General features: G+C 59.9%; 17 protein-coding genes, 1 riboswitch and 1 other annotated feature. Of the genes, 6 read left to right on the top strand and 11 right to left on the bottom strand.

Annotated features, from left to right (window positions below):
* Window positions 1-16 precede the first annotated feature (16 nt).
* Both trxB and trxA read right to left on the bottom strand, forming a co-directional pair.
* Entirely contained in the window at window positions 17-937 is a 921-nt protein-coding gene (gene trxB, locus E0E41_RS00205; RefSeq protein WP_130868224.1) for a thioredoxin-disulfide reductase, read from the bottom strand.
* Window positions 938-951: 14 nt separating this feature from the next.
* A complete protein-coding gene (gene trxA, locus E0E41_RS00200; protein WP_130868223.1) occupies window positions 952-1,266 on the bottom strand; it encodes a thioredoxin in 315 nt (104 codons plus the stop codon).
* Between the two features lie 198 nt (window positions 1,267-1,464).
* On the opposite strand from trxA, the gene E0E41_RS18780 reads away from it, so the two are divergent.
* The 3 genes from E0E41_RS18780 to E0E41_RS00190 all read left to right on the top strand — a co-directional run bounded on the left by E0E41_RS18780 (window position 1,465) and on the right by E0E41_RS00190 (window position 3,850).
* A complete protein-coding gene (locus tag E0E41_RS18780) occupies window positions 1,465-1,746 on the top strand; it encodes a hypothetical protein (RefSeq protein ID WP_242623634.1) in 282 nt (93 codons plus the stop codon).
* Window positions 1,747-2,581: 835 nt separating this feature from the next.
* Entirely contained in the window at window positions 2,582-2,710 is a 129-nt protein-coding gene (locus tag E0E41_RS19075) for a hypothetical protein (protein ID WP_278045173.1), read from the top strand.
* A gap of 66 nt (window positions 2,711-2,776) precedes the next feature.
* The gene (locus E0E41_RS00190) at window positions 2,777-3,850 is read left to right on the top strand and encodes a tetratricopeptide repeat-containing glycosyltransferase (protein WP_130868221.1); all 1,074 of its coding nucleotides are present in this window, start codon (window positions 2,777-2,779) and stop codon (window positions 3,848-3,850) included.
* Window positions 3,851-3,890: 40 nt separating this feature from the next.
* Here the strand turns inward: E0E41_RS00190 and queA are convergent, their stop codons facing one another.
* On the bottom strand, window positions 3,891-4,916 hold the full coding sequence (gene queA / locus E0E41_RS00185; RefSeq protein ID WP_130868220.1) for a tRNA preQ1(34) S-adenosylmethionine ribosyltransferase-isomerase QueA: 1,026 nt from the start codon (window positions 4,914-4,916) through the stop codon (window positions 3,891-3,893).
* A complete protein-coding gene (locus E0E41_RS00180; protein ID WP_130868219.1) occupies window positions 4,913-6,607 on the bottom strand; it encodes a SpoIID/LytB domain-containing protein in 1,695 nt (564 codons plus the stop codon). Before E0E41_RS00180 ends, queA begins: the two co-directional genes overlap by 4 nt.
* 89 nt (window positions 6,608-6,696) lie before the next feature.
* A riboswitch (Lysine riboswitch) is annotated at window positions 6,697-6,873 on the top strand.
* Between the two features lie 155 nt (window positions 6,874-7,028).
* Here E0E41_RS00180 and asd point away from each other — a divergent pair.
* The 3 genes from asd to dapB are packed head-to-tail and all read left to right on the top strand — an operon-like array spanning window position 7,029 to window position 9,798.
* Window positions 7,029-8,114: an aspartate-semialdehyde dehydrogenase gene (asd, locus tag E0E41_RS00175; protein ID WP_130868218.1), complete on the top strand. Its 1,086-nt coding sequence runs from the start codon at window positions 7,029-7,031 to the stop codon at window positions 8,112-8,114.
* A 9-nt stretch (window positions 8,115-8,123) separates the two neighbouring features.
* Window positions 8,124-9,017 (top strand): 4-hydroxy-tetrahydrodipicolinate synthase, encoded by an 894-nt coding sequence (gene dapA / locus E0E41_RS00170; RefSeq protein WP_130868217.1) that lies wholly within the window; start codon window positions 8,124-8,126, stop codon window positions 9,015-9,017.
* 22 nt (window positions 9,018-9,039) lie between these two features.
* Window positions 9,040-9,798: a 4-hydroxy-tetrahydrodipicolinate reductase gene (dapB, locus tag E0E41_RS00165; protein WP_130868216.1), complete on the top strand. Its 759-nt coding sequence runs from the start codon at window positions 9,040-9,042 to the stop codon at window positions 9,796-9,798.
* A 43-nt stretch (window positions 9,799-9,841) separates the two neighbouring features.
* Here dapB and E0E41_RS00160 read toward each other — a convergent pair whose 3' ends face one another.
* The 7 genes from E0E41_RS00160 to dxs all read right to left on the bottom strand — a co-directional run bounded on the left by E0E41_RS00160 (window position 9,842) and on the right by dxs (window position 18,423).
* Window positions 9,842-11,011: an AI-2E family transporter gene (locus E0E41_RS00160; RefSeq protein WP_130868215.1), complete on the bottom strand. Its 1,170-nt coding sequence runs from the start codon at window positions 11,009-11,011 to the stop codon at window positions 9,842-9,844.
* Window positions 11,012-11,134: 123 nt separating this feature from the next.
* Complete coding sequence (tyrS, locus tag E0E41_RS00155) at window positions 11,135-12,361, bottom strand: tyrosine--tRNA ligase (RefSeq protein ID WP_130868214.1); 1,227 nt, start codon at window positions 12,359-12,361, stop codon at window positions 11,135-11,137.
* Window positions 12,362-12,426: 65 nt separating this feature from the next.
* Window positions 12,427-12,670: a binding site (T-box leader), on the bottom strand.
* A gap of 65 nt (window positions 12,671-12,735) precedes the next feature.
* A complete protein-coding gene (recN, locus tag E0E41_RS00150) occupies window positions 12,736-14,433 on the bottom strand; it encodes a DNA repair protein RecN (protein ID WP_130868213.1) in 1,698 nt (565 codons plus the stop codon).
* A 29-nt stretch (window positions 14,434-14,462) separates the two neighbouring features.
* Complete coding sequence (locus tag E0E41_RS00145) at window positions 14,463-14,915, bottom strand: arginine repressor (RefSeq protein WP_130868212.1); 453 nt, start codon at window positions 14,913-14,915, stop codon at window positions 14,463-14,465.
* Between the two features lie 4 nt (window positions 14,916-14,919).
* Entirely contained in the window at window positions 14,920-15,783 is an 864-nt protein-coding gene (locus E0E41_RS00140) for an NAD(+)/NADH kinase (RefSeq protein ID WP_130868211.1), read from the bottom strand.
* Complete coding sequence (locus E0E41_RS00135; protein ID WP_130868210.1) at window positions 15,780-16,598, bottom strand: TlyA family RNA methyltransferase; 819 nt, start codon at window positions 16,596-16,598, stop codon at window positions 15,780-15,782. Before E0E41_RS00135 ends, E0E41_RS00140 begins: the two co-directional genes overlap by 4 nt.
* Window positions 16,585-18,423, bottom strand: a complete 1,839-nt coding sequence (gene dxs / locus E0E41_RS00130; protein WP_368019922.1) for a 1-deoxy-D-xylulose-5-phosphate synthase — start codon at window positions 18,421-18,423, stop codon at window positions 16,585-16,587. Before dxs ends, E0E41_RS00135 begins: the two co-directional genes overlap by 14 nt.
* Window positions 18,424-18,451: the final 28 nt, after the last annotated feature.

Raw genomic sequence — 18,451 nt, 5'->3', positions numbered from 1 at the left:
GTCAGGTATCTATCCTTTACAGCTTATTCATCAGGTACTCTTCCGCAAAATGGGCGGCGTTGGCGCCGTCAGCTGCCGCAGTGACCACCTGCCGCACCGCCTTGGTGCGCACATCACCCACGGTAAATACCCCGGGCACGCTGGTGCGGCAAGTCTCATCCGCCACGATATACCCTGCCGGGTCCAGCTCCACCTGACCGGCAAACAGCCCGGTATCCGGCACCCGACCGATGGCCACAAAGATGCCGTCGCAGGCCAGTTCCCGCTTTTCGCCGGTCTTGACATCCTCCAGCTCAATGCCTGTAAGACGAGTTTCCTTGCGCAGCCCCGTAACCCGGCTGTTCCAGATGATCTCCACGCCCTGCTCATCCAGAGCCTTGCGGTAGACCGCAGAGGCCCGGAGCTGATCCCGGCGGTGGACCAGATAGACCTTGGCGCACAGCTTGGAGAGGTAGAGGGCGTCCTCCACGGCGGTGTTGCCGCCGCCGTTCACCACCACCGTCTTTCCCCGGAACATCATACCATCGCAGGTGGCGCAATAGGCCACTCCCCTGCCACGCAGCTCCTGTTCCCCAGGGATTCCCAGCTCTCTGGGATAGGCCCCGGTGGCAAGGATCACCGTCCGCCCGGCAAAATCGCCTTCGCTGCTGCGGATGAGCTTGGGATCGGCCAGCAGATCGGCTCCCGTTACCTCGCCGTAGACGGTCTCTGCCCCATACTTATGGGCCTGCTGCTCCATCTGTTGGCCCAGCTCAAAGCCGTCTACCCCATCCGGAAAACCGGGATAGTTGTCAATGGTGGAAGTAGTGGCCATCTGGCCGCCAGCGGATAATTTCTCCAAAACCAGCGCAGACAGTCCGCTTCTGGCCGCGTACAGCGCCGCCGTGTAGCCGCCGGGACCGCCGCCCACGATGATCACGTCATAAGTCTTCACCATATCTCTCCCCTTCCTTACAGTCCGGCCCACTCCACAATCTGAGCCTTGGAGCCGGGATTGACAATGGGATCACCGGCCGTGCCGTTCCGGAACAGGTACAGGGTAGGGATGATCTCCACACCAAACCGCTCCTCCAGCTCCGGCTGCTCGTCAACGTTGACCTTGCCCACGATCAGCTGTCCGTCATACTGCTGAGCCAGCTGATCCAACACCGGAGAAATCCGCCGGCAATAGCCGCACCAGGGCGCCCAAAAATCCACCAGCACGGGCAGCTTGGACTGAAGAACCTCAGATTCAAAATTCTCTTTTGTGATGGTAATCGGGGTCATATAAAACATCCTTTCTGTCTGTAACTTTTTTAGTTTCATTTTATGCTGTAACTATAACAGTTACAGTTAGTCTTGTCAATCCTTTTTTTGCCCACGCACCGCTTTTTTATGCGCGGCATAAATTGGGTATGTGGCATAGCCACAAGCCAAGCGGATAAAGGAGTAAATCATGAATCACTATCATCCCACCGATTGGGAGTGGAAACGGAAGCAAGAGGGCGCAGCCTGCTGCTGTCCGCCGGGCTGCTGCCCGCCCCCCTGTCCCCCTCCCCGTCCTGTTCCGGGCCCCACCGGCCCCACGGGAGCGACTGGGGCAACCGGACCGACCGGCCCCACCGGGCCTGCCGGAACAGGAGCACCCGGCCCTACCGGTCCCACCGGAGCCCAGGGGCCTACTGGTCCCACCGGTCCCGCAACGCCTGGCCCAACCGGGCCCACCGGGGAGACTGGACCTACCGGGCCCACCGGACCTCAGGGTAATCCCGGACCGGATGGAGCCACCGGACCTACCGGGCCGCAGGGAATTCCCGGCCCGGACGGCGCAACCGGTCCTACTGGTGCTACCGGCCCCACCGGATCTGTCGGTGCCACCGGACCTACCGGGCCTACCGGCGCTGCTGGCCCCACCGGACCTACCGGTCCTACTGGCGCTACCGGCCCTACCGGCGCTGCTGGCGCTACCGGACCTACCGGTGCAACCGGGCCTACCGGCGCTACCGGGCCTACCGGCGCTACCGGGCCTACTGGCGCTACCGGGCCTACTGGCGCTACCGGGCCTACTGGCGCTACCGGGCCTACTGGCGCTACCGGGCCTACTGGCGCTACCGGGCCTACTGGCGCTACCGGGCCTACCGGCCCCACCGGACCTACCGGTCCTACCGGCGCTACCGGTCCTACCGGCGCTACCGGTCCTACCGGCGCTACCGGGCCTACCGGTGCTACCGGGCCTACCGGCCCCACCGGACCTACCGGTCCTACCGGTGCAACCGGTCCTACTGGTGCTACCGGAACGACACAGACCAGTTCTCTGCTCTCTGCATATTCTACGCCCAGCCAGCCTGTCTCCTCCGGTTCCCCCATGCTGTTTGACAGAAATGGCGTAACGTATGGAAACGCGATCTCTCACACAGCCGGGAGCGGAAGCTTTACCATTAACCAGCCCGGTCTATACCAGGCAAATTTCCACGGTGTGCTGTCGGCAGCCTCCAGCTCCAGTTTTCCTGTCAATATCGTCACATCCCTGCAGCAAAACGGGTCTGTTGTCCCGGGCGCCTCTGTTCCTCATAATTTCCAAAACAGCAAGGAGAGCGTGCCCATGTCGTTCTCCATTCCCCTCTCTATCTCCAGCGTTCCCACCACGCTCCAGGTAGTCGCTCAGGGTGCGTCCCACCTTCCCGGTGCCATCACCCTGAACATCACGAGATTGGGAGACCTTTCATCCTGATAAAACACAGAAAGCCGGGCCCCAAAGGGCCCGGCTTTCCGATCATGACGGAAACAGGAGGTCGCTATGAAGGTCGTAGTATATGCCATCAGCAAAAATGAGGCGCAGTTTGTCCAGCGATGGATGGATTCCATGTCTGAAGCAGATCAGGTGGTCGTGCTGGATACCGGCTCCACAGATGAAACGGTTGAGCTGCTCCGCAGTCGGGGCGCTATGGCAGTCACCGAGAGCATCTGCCCCTGGCGCTTTGACGACGCCCGCAACCGCTCTTTGGAGCTGGTACCGGAGGATGCCGATATCTGCGTATGTACTGATCTGGATGAGGTGTTCCATCCCGGCTGGCGGCAGGCGCTGGAAAATGCCTGGACCCCCGGAGCCGGTCAGGCCCGCTATCGCTATACCTGGTCCTTCCGCCCCGACGGCGGAGAGGGCGTGGTCTTTTGGTATGAGAAGATCCACCGCCGTCACGGCTACCGCTGGGTCCATCCGGTTCACGAGGTGCTCCAATGGGAGGGTTCCGGCGCACCCGGCCCTATGGTAACGGCCGTCGGCGTGCAGCTGGACCACCATCCCGATCCCACGAAATCCAGGGGGCAATATCTGCCCCTGCTGGAGCTCTCCGTCCGGGAGGCGCCGGACGATGACCGGAATGTCCATTACCTGGGCCGGGAATACCTGTTCTACGGCCGCTGGGACGACTGCATCACTACACTGAAGCGCCATTTATCCATGCCGTCCGCCACCTGGGCGGATGAGCGGGCCGCCTCCATGCGCTATATCGCCAGGGCATATGGGGAAAAAGGAGAACCGGATCAGGCCAGAAACTGGCTCTTCCAGGCCATTGCACAGGCCCCGCACCTGCGGGAGCCATGGATCGAGATGGCACAGCTGCTCTACCGGCAGGAGGACTGGGACGGAGTACTCTATTTTACCGGCTGCGCGCTGGCCATCACGGTACGGCCGGATACGTATATTTGTGAGGCGGAACCCTGGGGGCCCCTGCCCCACGACCTGCGCTGCCAGGCCTATTTCCACACCGGGCGGAAGGAACTGGCTCTGGAAGAGGCACAAAAGGCCCTTGCCCTCTCCCCCGGCGATCCCCGCCTGGCGGGCAATGTGACGGTGCTGTCCCAAATGTAGAAGGGACCGGGGCTGCAATGCAGCTCCGGCCTCTTTGGGTTCAGCAGATAAACATGGCGTCTCCGAAGGAGAAGAAGCGGTATTTCAGGTCCACCGCTTCTTTATAGGCGGCCAGGATATGCTCCCGGCCTGCCAGGGCGGACACCAACATGATCAGAGTGGATTCCGGCAGATGGAAATTGGTAATGAGGCAGTCCAGCACCTTGAACCGGTAGCCGGGATAGATAAAGATGTCGGTCCACCCGGCGCTCTCCTTTAAGGTGCCGTCCTCCGCCGCCCAGGATTCGATGGTGCGGCAGGAGGTGGTGCCCACACAGATCACCCTGCCTCCTTCCCGCTTGGTGCGGTTGATGAGCTCGGCGGTCTCGGCGGAGATCATGCAGTACTCCGAGTGCATCTCATGGTCCAGGATATCCTCTTCCTTTACCGGGCGGAAGGTACCCAGTCCCACGTGGAGGGTCACATAGGCCAGACGCACGCCCATATCCTCCACCTGTTTCAGCAGCTCTTTGGTAAAGTGGAGCCCAGCGGTGGGGGCGGCGGCGGAGCCTACCTCACGGGAGTAGACGGTCTGGTACCGCTCGGGATCCTGGAGCTCCGCCTTGATGTAGGGCGGCAGAGGCATCTTACCCAGCTGTTCCAGTTTTTCCAGAAAAATGCCCTCATAGTCGAACCGGACCAGCCGGTTGCCGCCCTCCAGCACTTCGGTGACCTCGGCGGTAAGGGTGCCGTCGCCAAAGGAGACCTTGGTGCCCGGCTTCATCTTGCGGCCCGGCCGCACCAGACACTCCCAGGTCTTATTGCCCCGGTCGATGAGCAGCAGCACCTCCACAGCGCCGCCGCCCGGTGCCCGGTGGCCGATCAGCCGGGCGGGAAGCACCCGGGAATCGTTGAGTACCAGGCAGTCTCCCGGCCGCAGCAGGCTGGGCAGGTCGTAAAAGTGCATATGCTTAGTGGCACCGGTATGCTTATCCAGCACCAGCAGCCGGGAGGCGTCCCGGCGCTCCAGAGGGGTCTGAGCAATCAGCTCCTCCGGCAAGTAAAAGTCAAAATCCGCGGTTTTTATGGTTGGCGCACCTCGATTCCAGTATAGTAGAAGCTCAAAATATCACGATAGCTGTATCCCTGCTGGGCCATGGCGTAGGCGCCCCACTGGCTCATACCCACGTTGTGGCCCCAGCCGGAGCCGGTGATGGTAAATACGGTGGAGCCGCTGCCGGTAGCGGCGGAGGGCTTGACCTGGGAGACCTTTCCGTCCCCGCCGATGGCATACACGCTGCCGTCGGTCAGGGTGCCCGTGCTCCCGCTGCCGTTGACGGCGTAAGCCCCGGTGAGAGAGCTGAGCACACCGCTGCCGTTGACCGCATAGCCGGAAGAAGTGCCTCCGCTGCTGGAGACGGTATAGTTGATAGAGCGCAGTCCCAAAAAGGTACGGCAGTCGTCCCGGATCTTGCTCCAGCTCTTTCCGCTGGAGTCGGTGAAGGTGATCTCAATGGCGTTGCCGGTGGGACTGGTCTTGGTCACCCGGAAATCCACGATGCCGGAGTTGACATAGCCCTTGGAGTTGAGCAGATCGGTCAGTTCCTGGGCGGTATAGGTCACGGTCCAGTTATAGTTGGTGATCTTGCTCACCACAGAGGCCTCATAGGGGTCCTCCTTGCCGATCAGGTAGGGCACGTCGCCCCCCCAGACATTGACCGCGCTCTCGGTGGCGCCGCCGTCGTGGGAGGAGTAGACTGCGTCGATCAGCGAGCCGTTGTACCACAGGTACTCCCCCCTGGTCTCAGTCACGGCACGGCTGCTCGCGGCGGTAACGCCGTCCATGCCGCTGTAGGCCTGACAGTGGGTTGCATTGCATATGTCAAAACCCTGGCTGCTGTGCTTCTGGGCCACATAGTTCCGGTAGGCATAGGTGCGTGCACACACTGCCTGGGCCTTCAGCGCCTCCAGGGGCCAGGAGGCGCTCATCTCCTCCACGATGACGCCCTGGACATAATCCTCCAGCGAGATCACATTGCTCACCGTCAGGTTGCCGCCCCCCACCCGCTGATACTGGAAGCCGCCGTAATAGGTATTGCCCCGGAAAATAGTCTCCGTCTTTACGCTGTCATTCAGTCCGGGCTTGATCCCCAGGCAGAGTCCGCTGGTACTGTCAAACTGGAACAGGATCTGATTGGTCCCGGTTTTCACCACGGAAACCCCGGCACTGGAGGTGCCGGTGATGGCGGCATTCGTCAGTCCCAGGGCAGTCTGGGCCGTCTGGGCGGAGGCGTTGTCGGTGTAGGCGCCCACCCGCACCTGATAGCTGCCGTCGATCCAGGCCACAAAGCCGCCTGGCCACTGGGCGGCGGCCGCCGCGGCCTGTTCGTAGGTGGCATAAGTATCGGGCAGCTTCAGATGATAGCAGCCTACCACAATATTGGAAGTAATGGTATCATAGTAGCCCGACCAGTTACCCACAGTTCCATAATAGACGTTCTGGGTCTTGACCACCGAAATGGCGGTCTCGCTGGTCTGGGCCAGCTGCTGGAAGGTGCGGTTGGAATCATAATAGCCCAGCCGGTAGCCGCTGCCCACATCGTTGAGCAGATTGGCGCCCGGCAGAGCGGTACTGCCGTAAAACAGCCCCACCCGGATGGTGGGATCTACCGTCACAGAAGCGGCCCGCGTCCCGCCGACGGGTACGGCGGCAAGGAGTGCACAGGACAGGGCCGCCGCCGCAAACTGCACAAATCTTTTCTTCAGGGATCGTTTCATTTGGTGAATTTCTCATCTCGCTTTCGTTGACACTTTAGTTGAACTTGTGGTACAATTTCACAAACTACATAGCAAAATTGCAAGTCACATTGCAGGATAGAGGTCGCGGCTGCTCAAGAGTAGCGCGGGGAGGGCGATCGGGCCCCGGGAACCGCATGAAAGGGAGCGCCGCCGAAGGGACGTTTTCCCGACGAAAGCGCCGCCTGGCCGCTCAGTTAAGAGCTGTTCGGCTGTCGCCGCGACTGCGGCGGAGCGCTGTCTGCTTTTGGACGATATTGTCGGGGGCAGTCTGTCCCTGTCATTATAGTACAAAATCAGCAGTTCTGTAAACTGCTGATTTCTTTTTACCTCCAGCTCATTTTCTGGTCTCAGACAAGCGGGGGCCGGAATAAGCTGGAGAGGAACAATGGAGGTATGGAGCATGGAAAAGTACAAAGTTGGCGTGATCGGAGCTACTGGTATGGTGGGACAGCGTTTTGTCACCCTTCTGGCGGATCACCCCTGGTTCGAGCTTACTGCCGTTGCGGCCAGCAGCCGCTCCGCCGGCAAGACCTACGCCGAGGCCATCGGCAACCGCTGGGCGCTGGAGACGCCTATGCCTGAGTGCGCCAAAAACCTGGTGGTACTCAACGCTACTGATGATATTGAGACCATTACCGCTCAGGTGGATTTTGTCTTTTCCGCCGTTGACATGAAGAAAGAGGAGATCAAGGCGCTGGAGGAGGCCTATGCCAAACATGAGTGCCCCGTGGTCTCCAACAACTCTGCCCACCGCTGGACCCCCGACGTACCCATGGTGGTGCCTGAGATCAATCCGGAACATATTAAAGTGATAGAGGCCCAGCGAAAGCGACTGGGGGTGGAGCACGGGTTCGTGGCTGTCAAGTCCAACTGCTCCCTCCAGAGCTACGTTCCCGCCCTGCACCCCCTGCGCGGCTTTGGCCTGGATCAGGTACTGGTATGCACCTATCAGGCCATCTCCGGTGCGGGCAAGACCTTTGACACCTGGCCGGAGATCGTGGACAACGTGGTTCCCTACATCGGCGGCGAGGAGGAGAAGAGCGAGCAGGAGCCCATGAAGCTGTGGGGCAAGGTGGAGAACGGCGTGATCGTCAACGCCGAGACTCCCGCCATCACCGCCCAGTGCCTGCGGGTGCCCGTCTCCAACGGCCACATGGCCGCCGTGTTTGTCCGTTTCCAGAACAAACCTTCCATGGATGAAATCAAAGAACTGTGGGCAAATTTCTCCGGCCGGCCCCAGGAGCTGGCCCTGCCCTCCGCTCCCAAGCAGTTCCTGCACTACTTTGAGGAGCCCGACCGTCCTCAGACCCGGCTGGACCGGATGACCGAGGGCGGCATGGCGGTCTGCATCGGCCGTCTGCGTCCCGACACGCAGTACGACTACAAGTTCGTCTGCCTATCCCACAATACCCTTCGCGGCGCCGCGGGCGGCGCAGTCCTTCTTGCCGAACTTCTGTGCGCGGAGGGTTACATTACAAGGAGGTAACCCTTAATTATGAGAGAGCCTGTTTTTACCGGAGCCTGTTCCGCTATTATTACCCCTTTTGACGAGAGTGGTGCTGTCAACTATGACCTGTTCGGACAGATCATTGATGAGCAGATCCAGCGCGGCGTAGATGCCATCTGCGTCTGCGGTACCACCGGTGAGTGTTCCACCCTTACTATCCGGGAGCATATCGCGGTGGTGGAGTACTGTGTCAAGCACGTCAACCATCGGGTGAAGGTTATTGCCGGCGCGGGGAGCAACGACACCTCCGCCGCCGTCTACCTGTCCCAGCACGCGGAGGACTCCGGCGCCGATGCCTTGCTCCATGTGACCCCCTATTACAACAAGGCGTCCCAGACCGGCCTCATCAAGCATTACGAATACATAGCCGACCGGACGGAACTGCCCGTCATCCTCTATAACGTACCGTCCCGGACCGGCGTATCCTTTACCGCTGAGACGTACCGCGTTCTCTCCCAGCATCCCCGCATCAACGGCGTCAAGGAGGCCAGCGGCAACTTCTCCCTGCTGGCCCACACCCGGGCTATCTGCGGAGAGGATTTCTACGTCTGGTCCGGCAACGACGACCAGGTGGTGCCCATGATGAGCCTGGGTGCCAAGGGCGTCATCTCCGTGGTAGCCAACATCGCTCCGGAGGTCATGGTCCAGATGACCCACTTGTGCCTGGATGGGCGCTTTGAAGAGGCCTCTCAGCTGCAGCTGAAGTACATGGACTTTATTGACGCCCTGTTTCTGGAGGTAAACCCCATCCCCATCAAGGCCGCCATGAATCTGGCGGGATACGGCGTAGGCTCTCTGCGGCTGCCGCTGTGCGATATGACCGACGGTCCTCTGGAGACCCTGCGGCAGTCCATGCTGAAGCTGGGCCTGCTCAGCGCCTGAGCGCCGGAAAGGATGTTGGAATATGGTCAGGCTCATCATTTCCGGCTGTAACGGCCGGATGGGGCGGGTGGTGGAAGCCATCTGCTCCGCCGATCCGGAATTTGAGATTGCCGCCGGCATCGACCTGCTGGGCACCGGCGACCGGGACTTCCCTGTTTTCTCCTCTCCCACTGAGTTTCAGGGCGAGGCAGATGTAGTGGTAGACTTCTCCTCCCCCGCTGCGCTGGATGGGCTGCTGGAATTCGGCATAGCCCGCGGCATCCCCCTCGTGCTGGCTACCACAGGTTATTCGGAAGAGCAGCTGGCAGCTATTGACCGGGCCGCCGCTCAGATCCCTGTTTTTCGCTCCGCCAATATGTCCCTGGGAGTCAACGTCCTGCTGGAGCTGGTGCGGGCTGCCGCCCGGGCTTTGGGAGACGGCTACGATCTGGAGATCGTGGAGCGCCACCACAGCAAGAAGGTCGACGCCCCCAGCGGCACGGCGCTGATGATCGCCGATGCGGCGGCGGAAGTCCTTCCCTATCAGCCGGACTATGTCTACGGCCGCCAGGCGGTGCGTCAGCCCAGGGGAAAGACCGAGATCGGCATTTCCTCCGTCCGGGGCGGCGGTATCGTGGGCGACCACGAGGTGATCTTTGCCGGGCGGGATGAAGTGATCGAGCTGCGGCACACGGCCATGAGCCGCGATGTGTTCGCATCCGGCGCGGTGCGGGCAGCCCGCTTCCTGGCTTCTGTGGATCGCCCTGGGCTCTACTCCATGGCTGATCTGCTGCGTACATAATAATAGGAAAGAGGGCGTCATCCTGACGGATGACGCCCTCTTTTTACGTCATAGGATCTATGGGTTTTCCATCCCCGTCGATCCCTTTCCTGCGCAGGCGCTTGTTGACCCACTCCCGCACCAGGGAGTAGAGCACCGCGAAGGTAGGCACGCCCAACACCATACCCGGGAAGCCAAACAGACCGCCGCAGGTCACAATGGCAATGAGCACCCAGATGGCGGACAAGCCGGTACTGTCGCCCAGGATCTTGGGGCCCAGGATGTTGCCGTCGAACTGCTGCAATCCAATAACCAGGAAAAAGAACCGCAGTGCCGCCCAGGGATCCACAATCACCAGGATCATCAGGCAGGGAATGGCGCCAATGATGGGGCCGAAGAACGGGATAATATTGGTCACACCCACAATCACGCTGACCAGCATGGGATAGGGAATGCGGAAAATCAGACACAGGGTAAAGCAAAGCACGCCGATAATGGCGGAATCGATGAGCTTACCGTTGATAAAGCCCACGAAAATTCGGTTGGCCTGACTGCATACCTCCAGCAGCCAATCCGCCCTGCGCTTGGGCAGCGTGGCATACATGATCTTCTTCAGCTGAGGCACCAGCCGTCCCTTCCCCGCCAGCATGTAGACGGAGGAAATGACCGCCGTGATGCCGGAAATCACACCGTTGCCCACGGCCACACCCACATCCAGGAGCTGAGGAAGGGCTTTTGACACGGTGTCACTGATGTTGCTCATCATATCCTGATAGGAGCCCAGCATCTCGCTGATGCCGTCACCATCCAGCTGATACTGGTCGATGAGATTCTTCACGAGGATATCCAGACTGGTAAGGTAGGTCTGCATATTGCTCGCCAGGTCCGTGATGCTCTGGACCACCTGGGGGATGATCAGATTCAGGAGGATCACCACTACTGCCAGCGCCAGCAGATAGACCGTGGTGATGGCAAGCACCCGTTTGTGCTTGTTGTTCTTGTACAGCTTCCGCTCAAAAAAGCACATAGGCGTATTGAGCAGATAGGCGATGGCAAAACCGGCGATAAAGGGGGAAAGGACCTTCATGAACATTTTGATACGGATGGTGATCACATCAAAATGGGTCAGCCCTACATAGAACAAAATCGCGATCAGCAACACCACCAGCAGGGAGATAAAATGGCCCTCCAGGATGTACCATTTTTTCTTGTCCCGGTTATCTCCGTCCGACACGGCATCTTCCTCCTTTTGCGCAGGTCTGGTCGGTCCTTATTGTACCATGGCATTCGGGCGGCTGCAACCGGACTGATGCAGAAAAAAGGAGTGCCGCGAAATTTGCGGCACTCCCCTCTGCATTCAGCCTACCACAGCCCGGTGGAACACCTTTTTGCCCTTCTTGATGGTGACGCCTTCTCCGGACAGCTGCCCGGCGGTCACGGTGGCATTGACGTCGGTCACCTTCACGCCGTCCAGTTCCACGCCGCCCTGCTCGATAAGGCGGCGGGCCTCCTTTTTGGAGGGCACCAGGCCGCACTTGAGCATCAGATCCAGAATACCGATAGCCCCATCGGTCAGATCGCCGTCCGCCAGAGTGGTGGAGGGCATATTGGTCCGGTCGCCGCCGGTGGAGAACAGGGCCTTTGCGGCTTCCTGCGCCTTCTGAGCCTCCTCTTCTCCGTGGACCAGCTTGGTCAGCTCAAAGGCCAGGATCTCCTTGGCGGTGTTGAGCTGAGCCCCCTCCCATTTGTCCATCTCGTCAATCTGTTCCAGAGGCAGGAAGGTGAGCATCCGCAGGCACTTGAGCACGTCGGCGTCGCCCACGTTGCGCCAGTACTGATAGAAGTCGTAGGGGCTGGTCTTGTTGGGGTCCAGCCACACAGCGCCGGACTGGGTCTTGCCCATCTTCTTGCCCTCGGAGTTGAGCAGCAGGGTGATGGTCATGGCATGGGCGTCCTTGCCCAGCTTCCGGCGGATCAGTTCGGTGCCGCCCAGCATGTTGGACCACTGGTCGTCGCCGCCGAACTGCATGTTGCAGCCGTAGTGCTGGAACAGGTAGTAGAAATCGTAGGACTGCATGATCATATAGTTGAACTCCAGGAAGGAGAGGCCCTTCTCCATCCGCTGCTTATAGCACTCGGCCCGCAGCATATTGTTCACGGAGAAGCAGGCGCCCACGTCCCGCAGCAGCTCGATATAGTTCAGCTTCATCAGCCAGTCGGCGTTGTTCACCATCTGGGCCTTGCCTTCGCCGAATTCGATGAACCGCTCCATCTGCTTCTTGAAGCAGTCGCAATTGTGCTGGATGGTCTCGGGGGTCATCATGGTGCGCATATCGGACCGTCCGGAGGGATCGCCTACCATGCCGGTGCCGCCGCCGATGACGGCAATGGGGCGGTTGCCCGCCATCTGGAGCCGCTTCATCAGGCACAGAGCCATAAAGTGGCCCACATGGAGGGAGTCAGCAGTGGGATCAAAGCCGATATAAAACACCGCCTTGCCCTCGTTGATCATCTTGGAGATCTCTTCCTCATTGGTCACCTGGGCGATCAGGCCCCGGGCCTTCAGTTCTTCATAACAGGTCATATTTCTTCTCCTTTTCTCTCATTTTACCCGATTTTACACAGGAAAAACGCCCTCTGTCCAATCGGACAGAGGGCGTAAAGCTACGCGGTACCACCTCTGGTTCGCCGCCTTCTCACAAAAACGGCCTCATGGAGTGCCAACACACCCCGACGCGATAACGGGCGCACCCGACACAGCCCTACTGGGGTCTGCCCCGTTCAGGCGGCTGCTCCAGGGTGTATTTCCCAACCTGTCCCCTCCCCCTCTCACCAATCCGGGGGCTCTCTGGGCGGGACGAGGGCCGGTACTTCTCCCTGTCATCGCAGTTTCATATTGATGTGGATTATATGCCCTCTTGTCCCGTTTGTCAAGAGGAAAGCTGTACTCAACAAAACCTAGCTTTTGTGAAGTTGCTTGTAGGCCTCTGCGCCGTCCAGCAGTTCTCCGGCAGCGTGGAGGGTAGCTTCGGTAATGTGTTCGCCCGAGGTCAGCCGGGCCAGTTCCTCTTCCCTGCGCTTACGGTCCAGCCGCTCCACCTGGGTGTAGGTCCGGCCGTCCCGCTCCCCCTTCTCCACAGAGAAATGGACGTCCGCCATAGCTGCCAGCTGAGGCAGATGGGTGACACACAGCACCTGCTTGCTCCGGGCCACGTCGGCCAGCTTCTCCGCCACCTTCTGTGCCGCCCGTCCGGACACACCGGTGTCCACCTCGTCGAACACCATGGTACCCACCTGGTCATTCTCCGCCAGTACATTTTTCAGCGCCAGCATGATGCGGGCCAGCTCACCGCCGGAGGCGATCTTCTGGATGGGCTTCAGATCTTCCCCTACATTGGCGGACATGAGGAACTGCACCTCGTCCATGCCTGTCTCGTCCATGCCGTAGGTTCCGGCCTTGGGCTGGAACTGAACCCGAAACCGCACCTTGGGCATATCCAACTGGGCCAGTTCGCTCTGGATCCGGGCCTCCAGGGCCTTGGCCCGCTCCTTCCGGACCCGGCTCAGGGCTTCACCCGCTTTCCGGGCCTGCTCCAGAGCCTTGTCCCGCTCCTTCTCCAGCCTGGCCGCCCGGTCAGAGGAAAACTGGATCTCATCCAGTTCCTTTTTGCAGCGGTCCAGATAGGTCAGCATCTCCTCCACCGAGCCGCCGTACTTCTTTTTCAGCCGATGGAGTACGTCCAGTCTGCTTTCGATCTCATCCAGCTCGCCGGGCTCAAAGTCAAAGCTGTCCCGCAGATCGCGCACCTGTTCGGCCAGGTCGTCCGCGGCACAGCGCAGTTCGGTGAGCTTGTCCAGCAGCTCCGCCGCCTGGGTGCTGATCCGAGCGGCAGACCGGAGGGAATCCTCCGCCTCCGCCGCCAGCGCGGCGGCGCCGTCCCGTTCTTCGTCGCCGGACAGGGCCAGGTGAGCCCCCTCTACCGATTCGATGAGCTTGCCGGCGTTGCGCAGCAGATCCCGGCGGCCGGTCAGTTCCTCCTCCTCGCCGGGTTGGAGCTGGGCCCGCTCCAACTCACCGATCTGATATTGCAGGTTGTCGATCCGCCGGGCCTTCTCCGCCTCGTCCATCTGCAGGGCGGAGATCTCCCTGGTCAGAGCGGCCAGTTTCTCATAGGCGGCCCGGAAGGTCTCCCGCTCCGCCCCTGTGGCGCCAAAGCCGTCCAGGTACTCCAAGTGACAGCGCTCATCCAGCAGCTGCTGCCCGTCATGCTGACCGTGGATGTTGAGCAGCTGCCGCCCCAGCTGACGCAGCTGGGAAACGGTGATAAGCCGCCCGTTGATCCGGCAGATATTCTTTCCGTCCGGTTGGATCTCCCGCTGGATAAGCAGGTTTCCCTCCTCATCCGGCCCACAGCCGTTTTCCCGGAACCAGTCCAGCTCCGGCAGGGCGGTAAACACCGCGTTGACCAGCGCAGACTTAGCCCCGGTGCGGATCAGCTCCCGGCTGGTCCGCTCCCCGATAATGGCGCCGATGGCGTCCACCACAATGGACTTGCCGGCGCCGGTCTCACCGGTCAGGGCATTGAAGCCGCTGTCGAACTGGATATCCGCTGTCTGAATGACCGCAATATTCTCAATGTGAAGCAAAGAAAGCATATGACCACCTGCCGAATGGTTATTAGAATTTATTTCAGCATAGAGTGGATCTCGTTGCAGAATTCCGCGGCATCCTCATTGGTACGCATAATCAGAATGGCGGTATCATCCCCCGCCAGGCTGCCTACCAGATTGGCAATATCCATGCCGTCAATGGCGGCGCAGGCTGCCGAAGCCAGCCCCGGCATGGTCTTTAACACCACGATATTCTGGGCCACATCAAAGGAGGTAACGCCCTCCTTGAAAATCGTGCGCAGCCGCCCGGCAAAGTTGAGAGATGCCTTCCGCTCTGAGACCGCATAGCGGTATGTGCCGTAGCTGGTCAGCTCCTTGATCAGATGCAGCTCCTTGATATCCCGGGAAATGGTGGCCTGGGTGGACTGCACCCCCCTGGCCTTCAGCTCTGTGAGAAGCTGATCCTGTGTGTCGATGTCCTGCTCCTCAATAATCCGCAGAATCTCTTGCTGCCGTTTTGCTTTCATGCTTTCAAACACCACCCAACTTATGATTCAGAATCTCATAAAAGGTACGGTTTGTTACCCGTACAAGCTGTGTTTTGGACTTGGATTCCCTGATCTCCACAATATCACCGCTGTTCAACCGGAAAGCCTTTCCGCCATCTACCGACAAATAGGTGGTTTTTCGCACCATACGCCCCAGCTTGACGGAGACCGTGCGTCCCCGGCTCAAAACAAAGGATCTGGCTGACAGTGCGTGGGGACAGATGGGGGTCACAATGATATTCTCTGCCGTTGGCTCCACAATGGGTCCGCCGGCAGACATGGAGTAAGCCGTGGAACCGGTTGGGGTACTGATCAGCACCCCGTCTGCCGAGAAGCTGGAGATCAGCACCTTGTCGCCATAAACCTCCAGATCCACAACCCGGGCCACAGCGCCTTTGGTGACCGCTGCATCATTCAGCGCCAAATCATTGTAAACCGTTTTCCCTTCACGGCGGACCGCAACATCCAGCATCATTCTGTTTTCAACCGTATACTTTCCGGCTGCCAGGCGGGAGAGCATGGGCAGCTCACTCTGTTCCAGCTCCGCCATAAATCCCACGCTGCCCAAGTTTACGCCAAGCACAGGTATATGGAAGGCATTGGCGTCCTTGGCCGCATGGAGAATGGTTCCATCGCCGCCGAAACAGATCAGCATATCGGCGCTTTTCAGTTCCTCCTGCGTATTTTTGAACCGGATGTGCTTCGGCAGGTCCAGACTGTTCCCTTCTACCTGAAAAGGCAGGCACATAACAGTCTCCACACCCACATTTCGCAGAATTTTTTCCGCCGCCTGAGCGGCCTTCAGCCCCCGGTCCCGATAGGGGTTGGGGCTCAGCACTACTTTCATTGGCCAGCCCCCTCCAGCGTCTGGTGAGACTGCTCCACCAAAGCGTTCAAATCCCCTGACCAGGTGGTGTCCGCCCCCGCCTGCAGATATCCCAGATATTCAATGTTTCCTTCTGGTCCGCGAATCGGTGAAAAGGTAATATCCTTTACGCCAAAGCCTGCTTCTCTGGCGTGGTCCAGAAAGTGCTCCAGCACCTCCAGATGGACGGCAGGGTCGCGCACGACCCCCTTCTTTCCTACCTTCTCCCGGCCGGCCTCAAACTGGGGCTTCACCAGGCACACCACCTGGCCATCCGCCTTCAGAACACCCCGCAGGGCCGGCAGGATCAGTTTGAGGGAGATAAAGGACACATCCACGCTGGCAAAGTCGAGTTCGTCCGGAATCTGCTCATGGGTGAGATACCTGGCATTGGTCCGTTCCAGACAAACCACCCGCGGATCGCTGCGCAGGCTCCAGGCCAGCTGGCCGTAGCCCACATCTACCGCATATACCTTTTCCGCTCCATTCTGCAGCATACAGTCGGTAAAGCCGCCAGTAGACGCACCGATATCTCCGCAGATGGTGCCCTGGAGATGGATGCCGGAAAAGGTCTTCATGGCCTTTTCCAGCTTCAGACCGCCCCGGCTTACATAGGCCAGGCCCTGGCCGCGCACCTGGATCTCTGCATCCTCCGGCAGCTGGGTACCTGCTTTGTCCACCTTCTGTTCACCTACATAGACTTGACCGCTCATGATAATGGCCTGGGCCCGTTGACGGCTCTCGGCCAGCCCCCGCTCCACCAGCAGAACGTCCAGCCGCTTCTTATTGCTCGCCATAGCCGCAGACCTCCAATGCTTTTTGATACAAGTGCTCTCCATCCAGTCCACAGAGCGCCCGCAGTTGGGATACCGTTCCGTGGGTGATGATTCCTCTGCCCAAATTGACCAGCGCCATCTTCTTTACCGCAGCTCCCTGTTCCAGCAGGGCCGCCGCCAGCCTCTGGCCCACGCAGCCGGCCTGGGCGCTCTCTTCGGCGCAGAGCATACGGCCTGTTTTCTGTACAGATGCCAAAACAGGCTGCATATCAATTGGTGTAATGGTATTTAACTTCACAATCTCTGCCTGGATACCACGTTGTGCCAAGCGGTCGGCACAGTCCAGAAGCTGATTGATCATCAGGCCGTAGCCGATCAAAGTAATATCGTTTCCCTCCCGGATCACGCAGGTCTCCACAGGACCGGTATCTTCCCGGAAACGGCCCTCGCTTCCCTTGCTGTAGCGGATCGCTGCCGGCCCGCTGACCTCGTGGACTGCATAGCGCAGCATAGACCGCAGTTCACGGAAGTTGGAGGGGCAGAAAACCTTCATGCCTGGAACTGTGTCCAAAAACGCGGCATCAAACACACCGTGGTGAGTCTCACCGTCCTCGCCCACCAGCCCGGCTCGGTCCACCGCCAGCACCACATGGAGCTGCTGGAGGGATACGTCGTGGATCAGCATGTCGTAGGCCCGCTGGAGGAAGGAAGAGTAGACCGCAAATACCGGCCGCATCCCCTGCTTGGCCATACCGGCCGCCATAGCCACGGCATGGCCCTCCGCGATCCCTACGTCGAAAAAGCGCTCCGGAAAGCGCTGGGCAAATTGGTCCAGACCGGTTCCCCCCTGCATGGCAGCCGTAATGGCACATACGGTGGGATCATCCTCTGCCAGCTCACACAGGCTCTGTCCAAATACCGCTGAAAAATTGGCCCCGGCGGCATGAACCAGTTCGCCCGTCTCCACGCAGAACCGGCCAACCCCATGAAACTTGTCCGGATTCCGCTCCGCAGGTGCATAGCCTTTTCCCTTTACAGTTCTGACATGGAGGAGCACAGGGCCCCCCAGGTCCTTCGCATAGCTCAGCAGTCGGGTGAGCCGCTTCACATCGTGGCCATCCACCGGACCCAGATAGGTGAAGCCCATATCCTCAAACAGACTACAGGGCAGCAGGGTCTCCTTGATGGCCGTTTTGACCTTATGGGTCACATGATAGATATGTCCGCCCAGGGGCAGAACGCTCATCACCTTCCGGTAACCTTTCTTAAAGCGCAGATATTGGGGCTTCAGCCGCTGGCGCGCCAGATGGTCCGCCACGCCGCCCACACTCTTGGTAATGGACATCCCGTTGTCGTTCAGAATGACGATCAGCGGCTCTCCGCTGTCGCCCGCATCGGACAGGCCCTCATAGGCCAGGCCACCGGAGAGCGCCCCGTCGCCGATCAGCGCCAGGACGTGATAGTTCTCATTCCGTAAAGTTCTTGCCCTTGCCATGCCAATCGCCACAGAGACTGAGTTGGAGGCGTGTCCGGCAATGAACGCATCACAGGGGCTCTCCGAGGGTTTGGGGAACCCGGCGATGCCGCCCAGGGTCCGCAGGGTCTCCATAGCCCCGTTGCGGCCGGTGATAATTTTATGGGCATAGCACTGATGGCCCACGTCAAACACCAGCCGGTCTTTATTGGTATGAAAAACGCGATGAATGGCGACGATAATCTCCACCGCGCCCAGGCTGGAGGCCAGGTGGCCCCCTGTGCGGGACACGGTATCGATGAGCCTGGCCCGCACCAGCTCACACAGGGCCGCTGCCTCGCTGTCGCTTAAGCCGCTCAAATCATCGGAAATGTGATCTAGATTCAGAATGGTATCTCAC

This window comes from Intestinimonas massiliensis (ex Afouda et al. 2020) (genome assembly GCF_900626285.1).
In the GTDB taxonomy this organism is placed as follows: domain Bacteria; phylum Bacillota; class Clostridia; order Oscillospirales; family Oscillospiraceae; genus Flavonifractor; species Flavonifractor massiliensis_A.
Note: the sequence above shows the minus strand (reverse complement) of the source record. Positions and strands in the feature narration are given on the sequence as shown.

What these genes read in the sequence shown, in the direction of transcription:
- trxB (WP_130868224.1), bottom strand. Translation starts at nt 937, where the DNA reads ATGGTGAAGACTTATGACGTGATCATCGTGGGCGGCGGTCCCGGCGGC.
- trxA (WP_130868223.1), bottom strand. Translation starts at nt 1,266, where the DNA reads ATGACCCCGATTACCATCACAAAAGAGAATTTTGAATCTGAGGTTCTT.
- E0E41_RS19075 (WP_278045173.1), top strand. Translation starts at nt 2,582, where the DNA reads ATGTCGTTCTCCATTCCCCTCTCTATCTCCAGCGTTCCCACCACGCTC.
- E0E41_RS00190 (WP_130868221.1), top strand. Translation starts at nt 2,777, where the DNA reads ATGAAGGTCGTAGTATATGCCATCAGCAAAAATGAGGCGCAGTTTGTC.
- E0E41_RS00180 (WP_130868219.1), bottom strand. Translation starts at nt 6,607, where the DNA reads ATGAAACGATCCCTGAAGAAAAGATTTGTGCAGTTTGCGGCGGCGGCC.
- asd (WP_130868218.1), top strand. Translation starts at nt 7,029, where the DNA reads ATGGAAAAGTACAAAGTTGGCGTGATCGGAGCTACTGGTATGGTGGGA.
- dapA (WP_130868217.1), top strand. Translation starts at nt 8,124, where the DNA reads ATGAGAGAGCCTGTTTTTACCGGAGCCTGTTCCGCTATTATTACCCCT.
- dapB (WP_130868216.1), top strand. Translation starts at nt 9,040, where the DNA reads ATGGTCAGGCTCATCATTTCCGGCTGTAACGGCCGGATGGGGCGGGTG.
- tyrS (WP_130868214.1), bottom strand. Translation starts at nt 12,361, where the DNA reads ATGACCTGTTATGAAGAACTGAAGGCCCGGGGCCTGATCGCCCAGGTG.
- recN (WP_130868213.1), bottom strand. Translation starts at nt 14,433, where the DNA reads ATGCTTTCTTTGCTTCACATTGAGAATATTGCGGTCATTCAGACAGCG.
- E0E41_RS00145 (WP_130868212.1), bottom strand. Translation starts at nt 14,915, where the DNA reads ATGAAAGCAAAACGGCAGCAAGAGATTCTGCGGATTATTGAGGAGCAG.
- E0E41_RS00140 (WP_130868211.1), bottom strand. Translation starts at nt 15,783, where the DNA reads ATGAAAGTAGTGCTGAGCCCCAACCCCTATCGGGACCGGGGGCTGAAG.
- E0E41_RS00135 (WP_130868210.1), bottom strand. Translation starts at nt 16,598, where the DNA reads ATGGCGAGCAATAAGAAGCGGCTGGACGTTCTGCTGGTGGAGCGGGGG.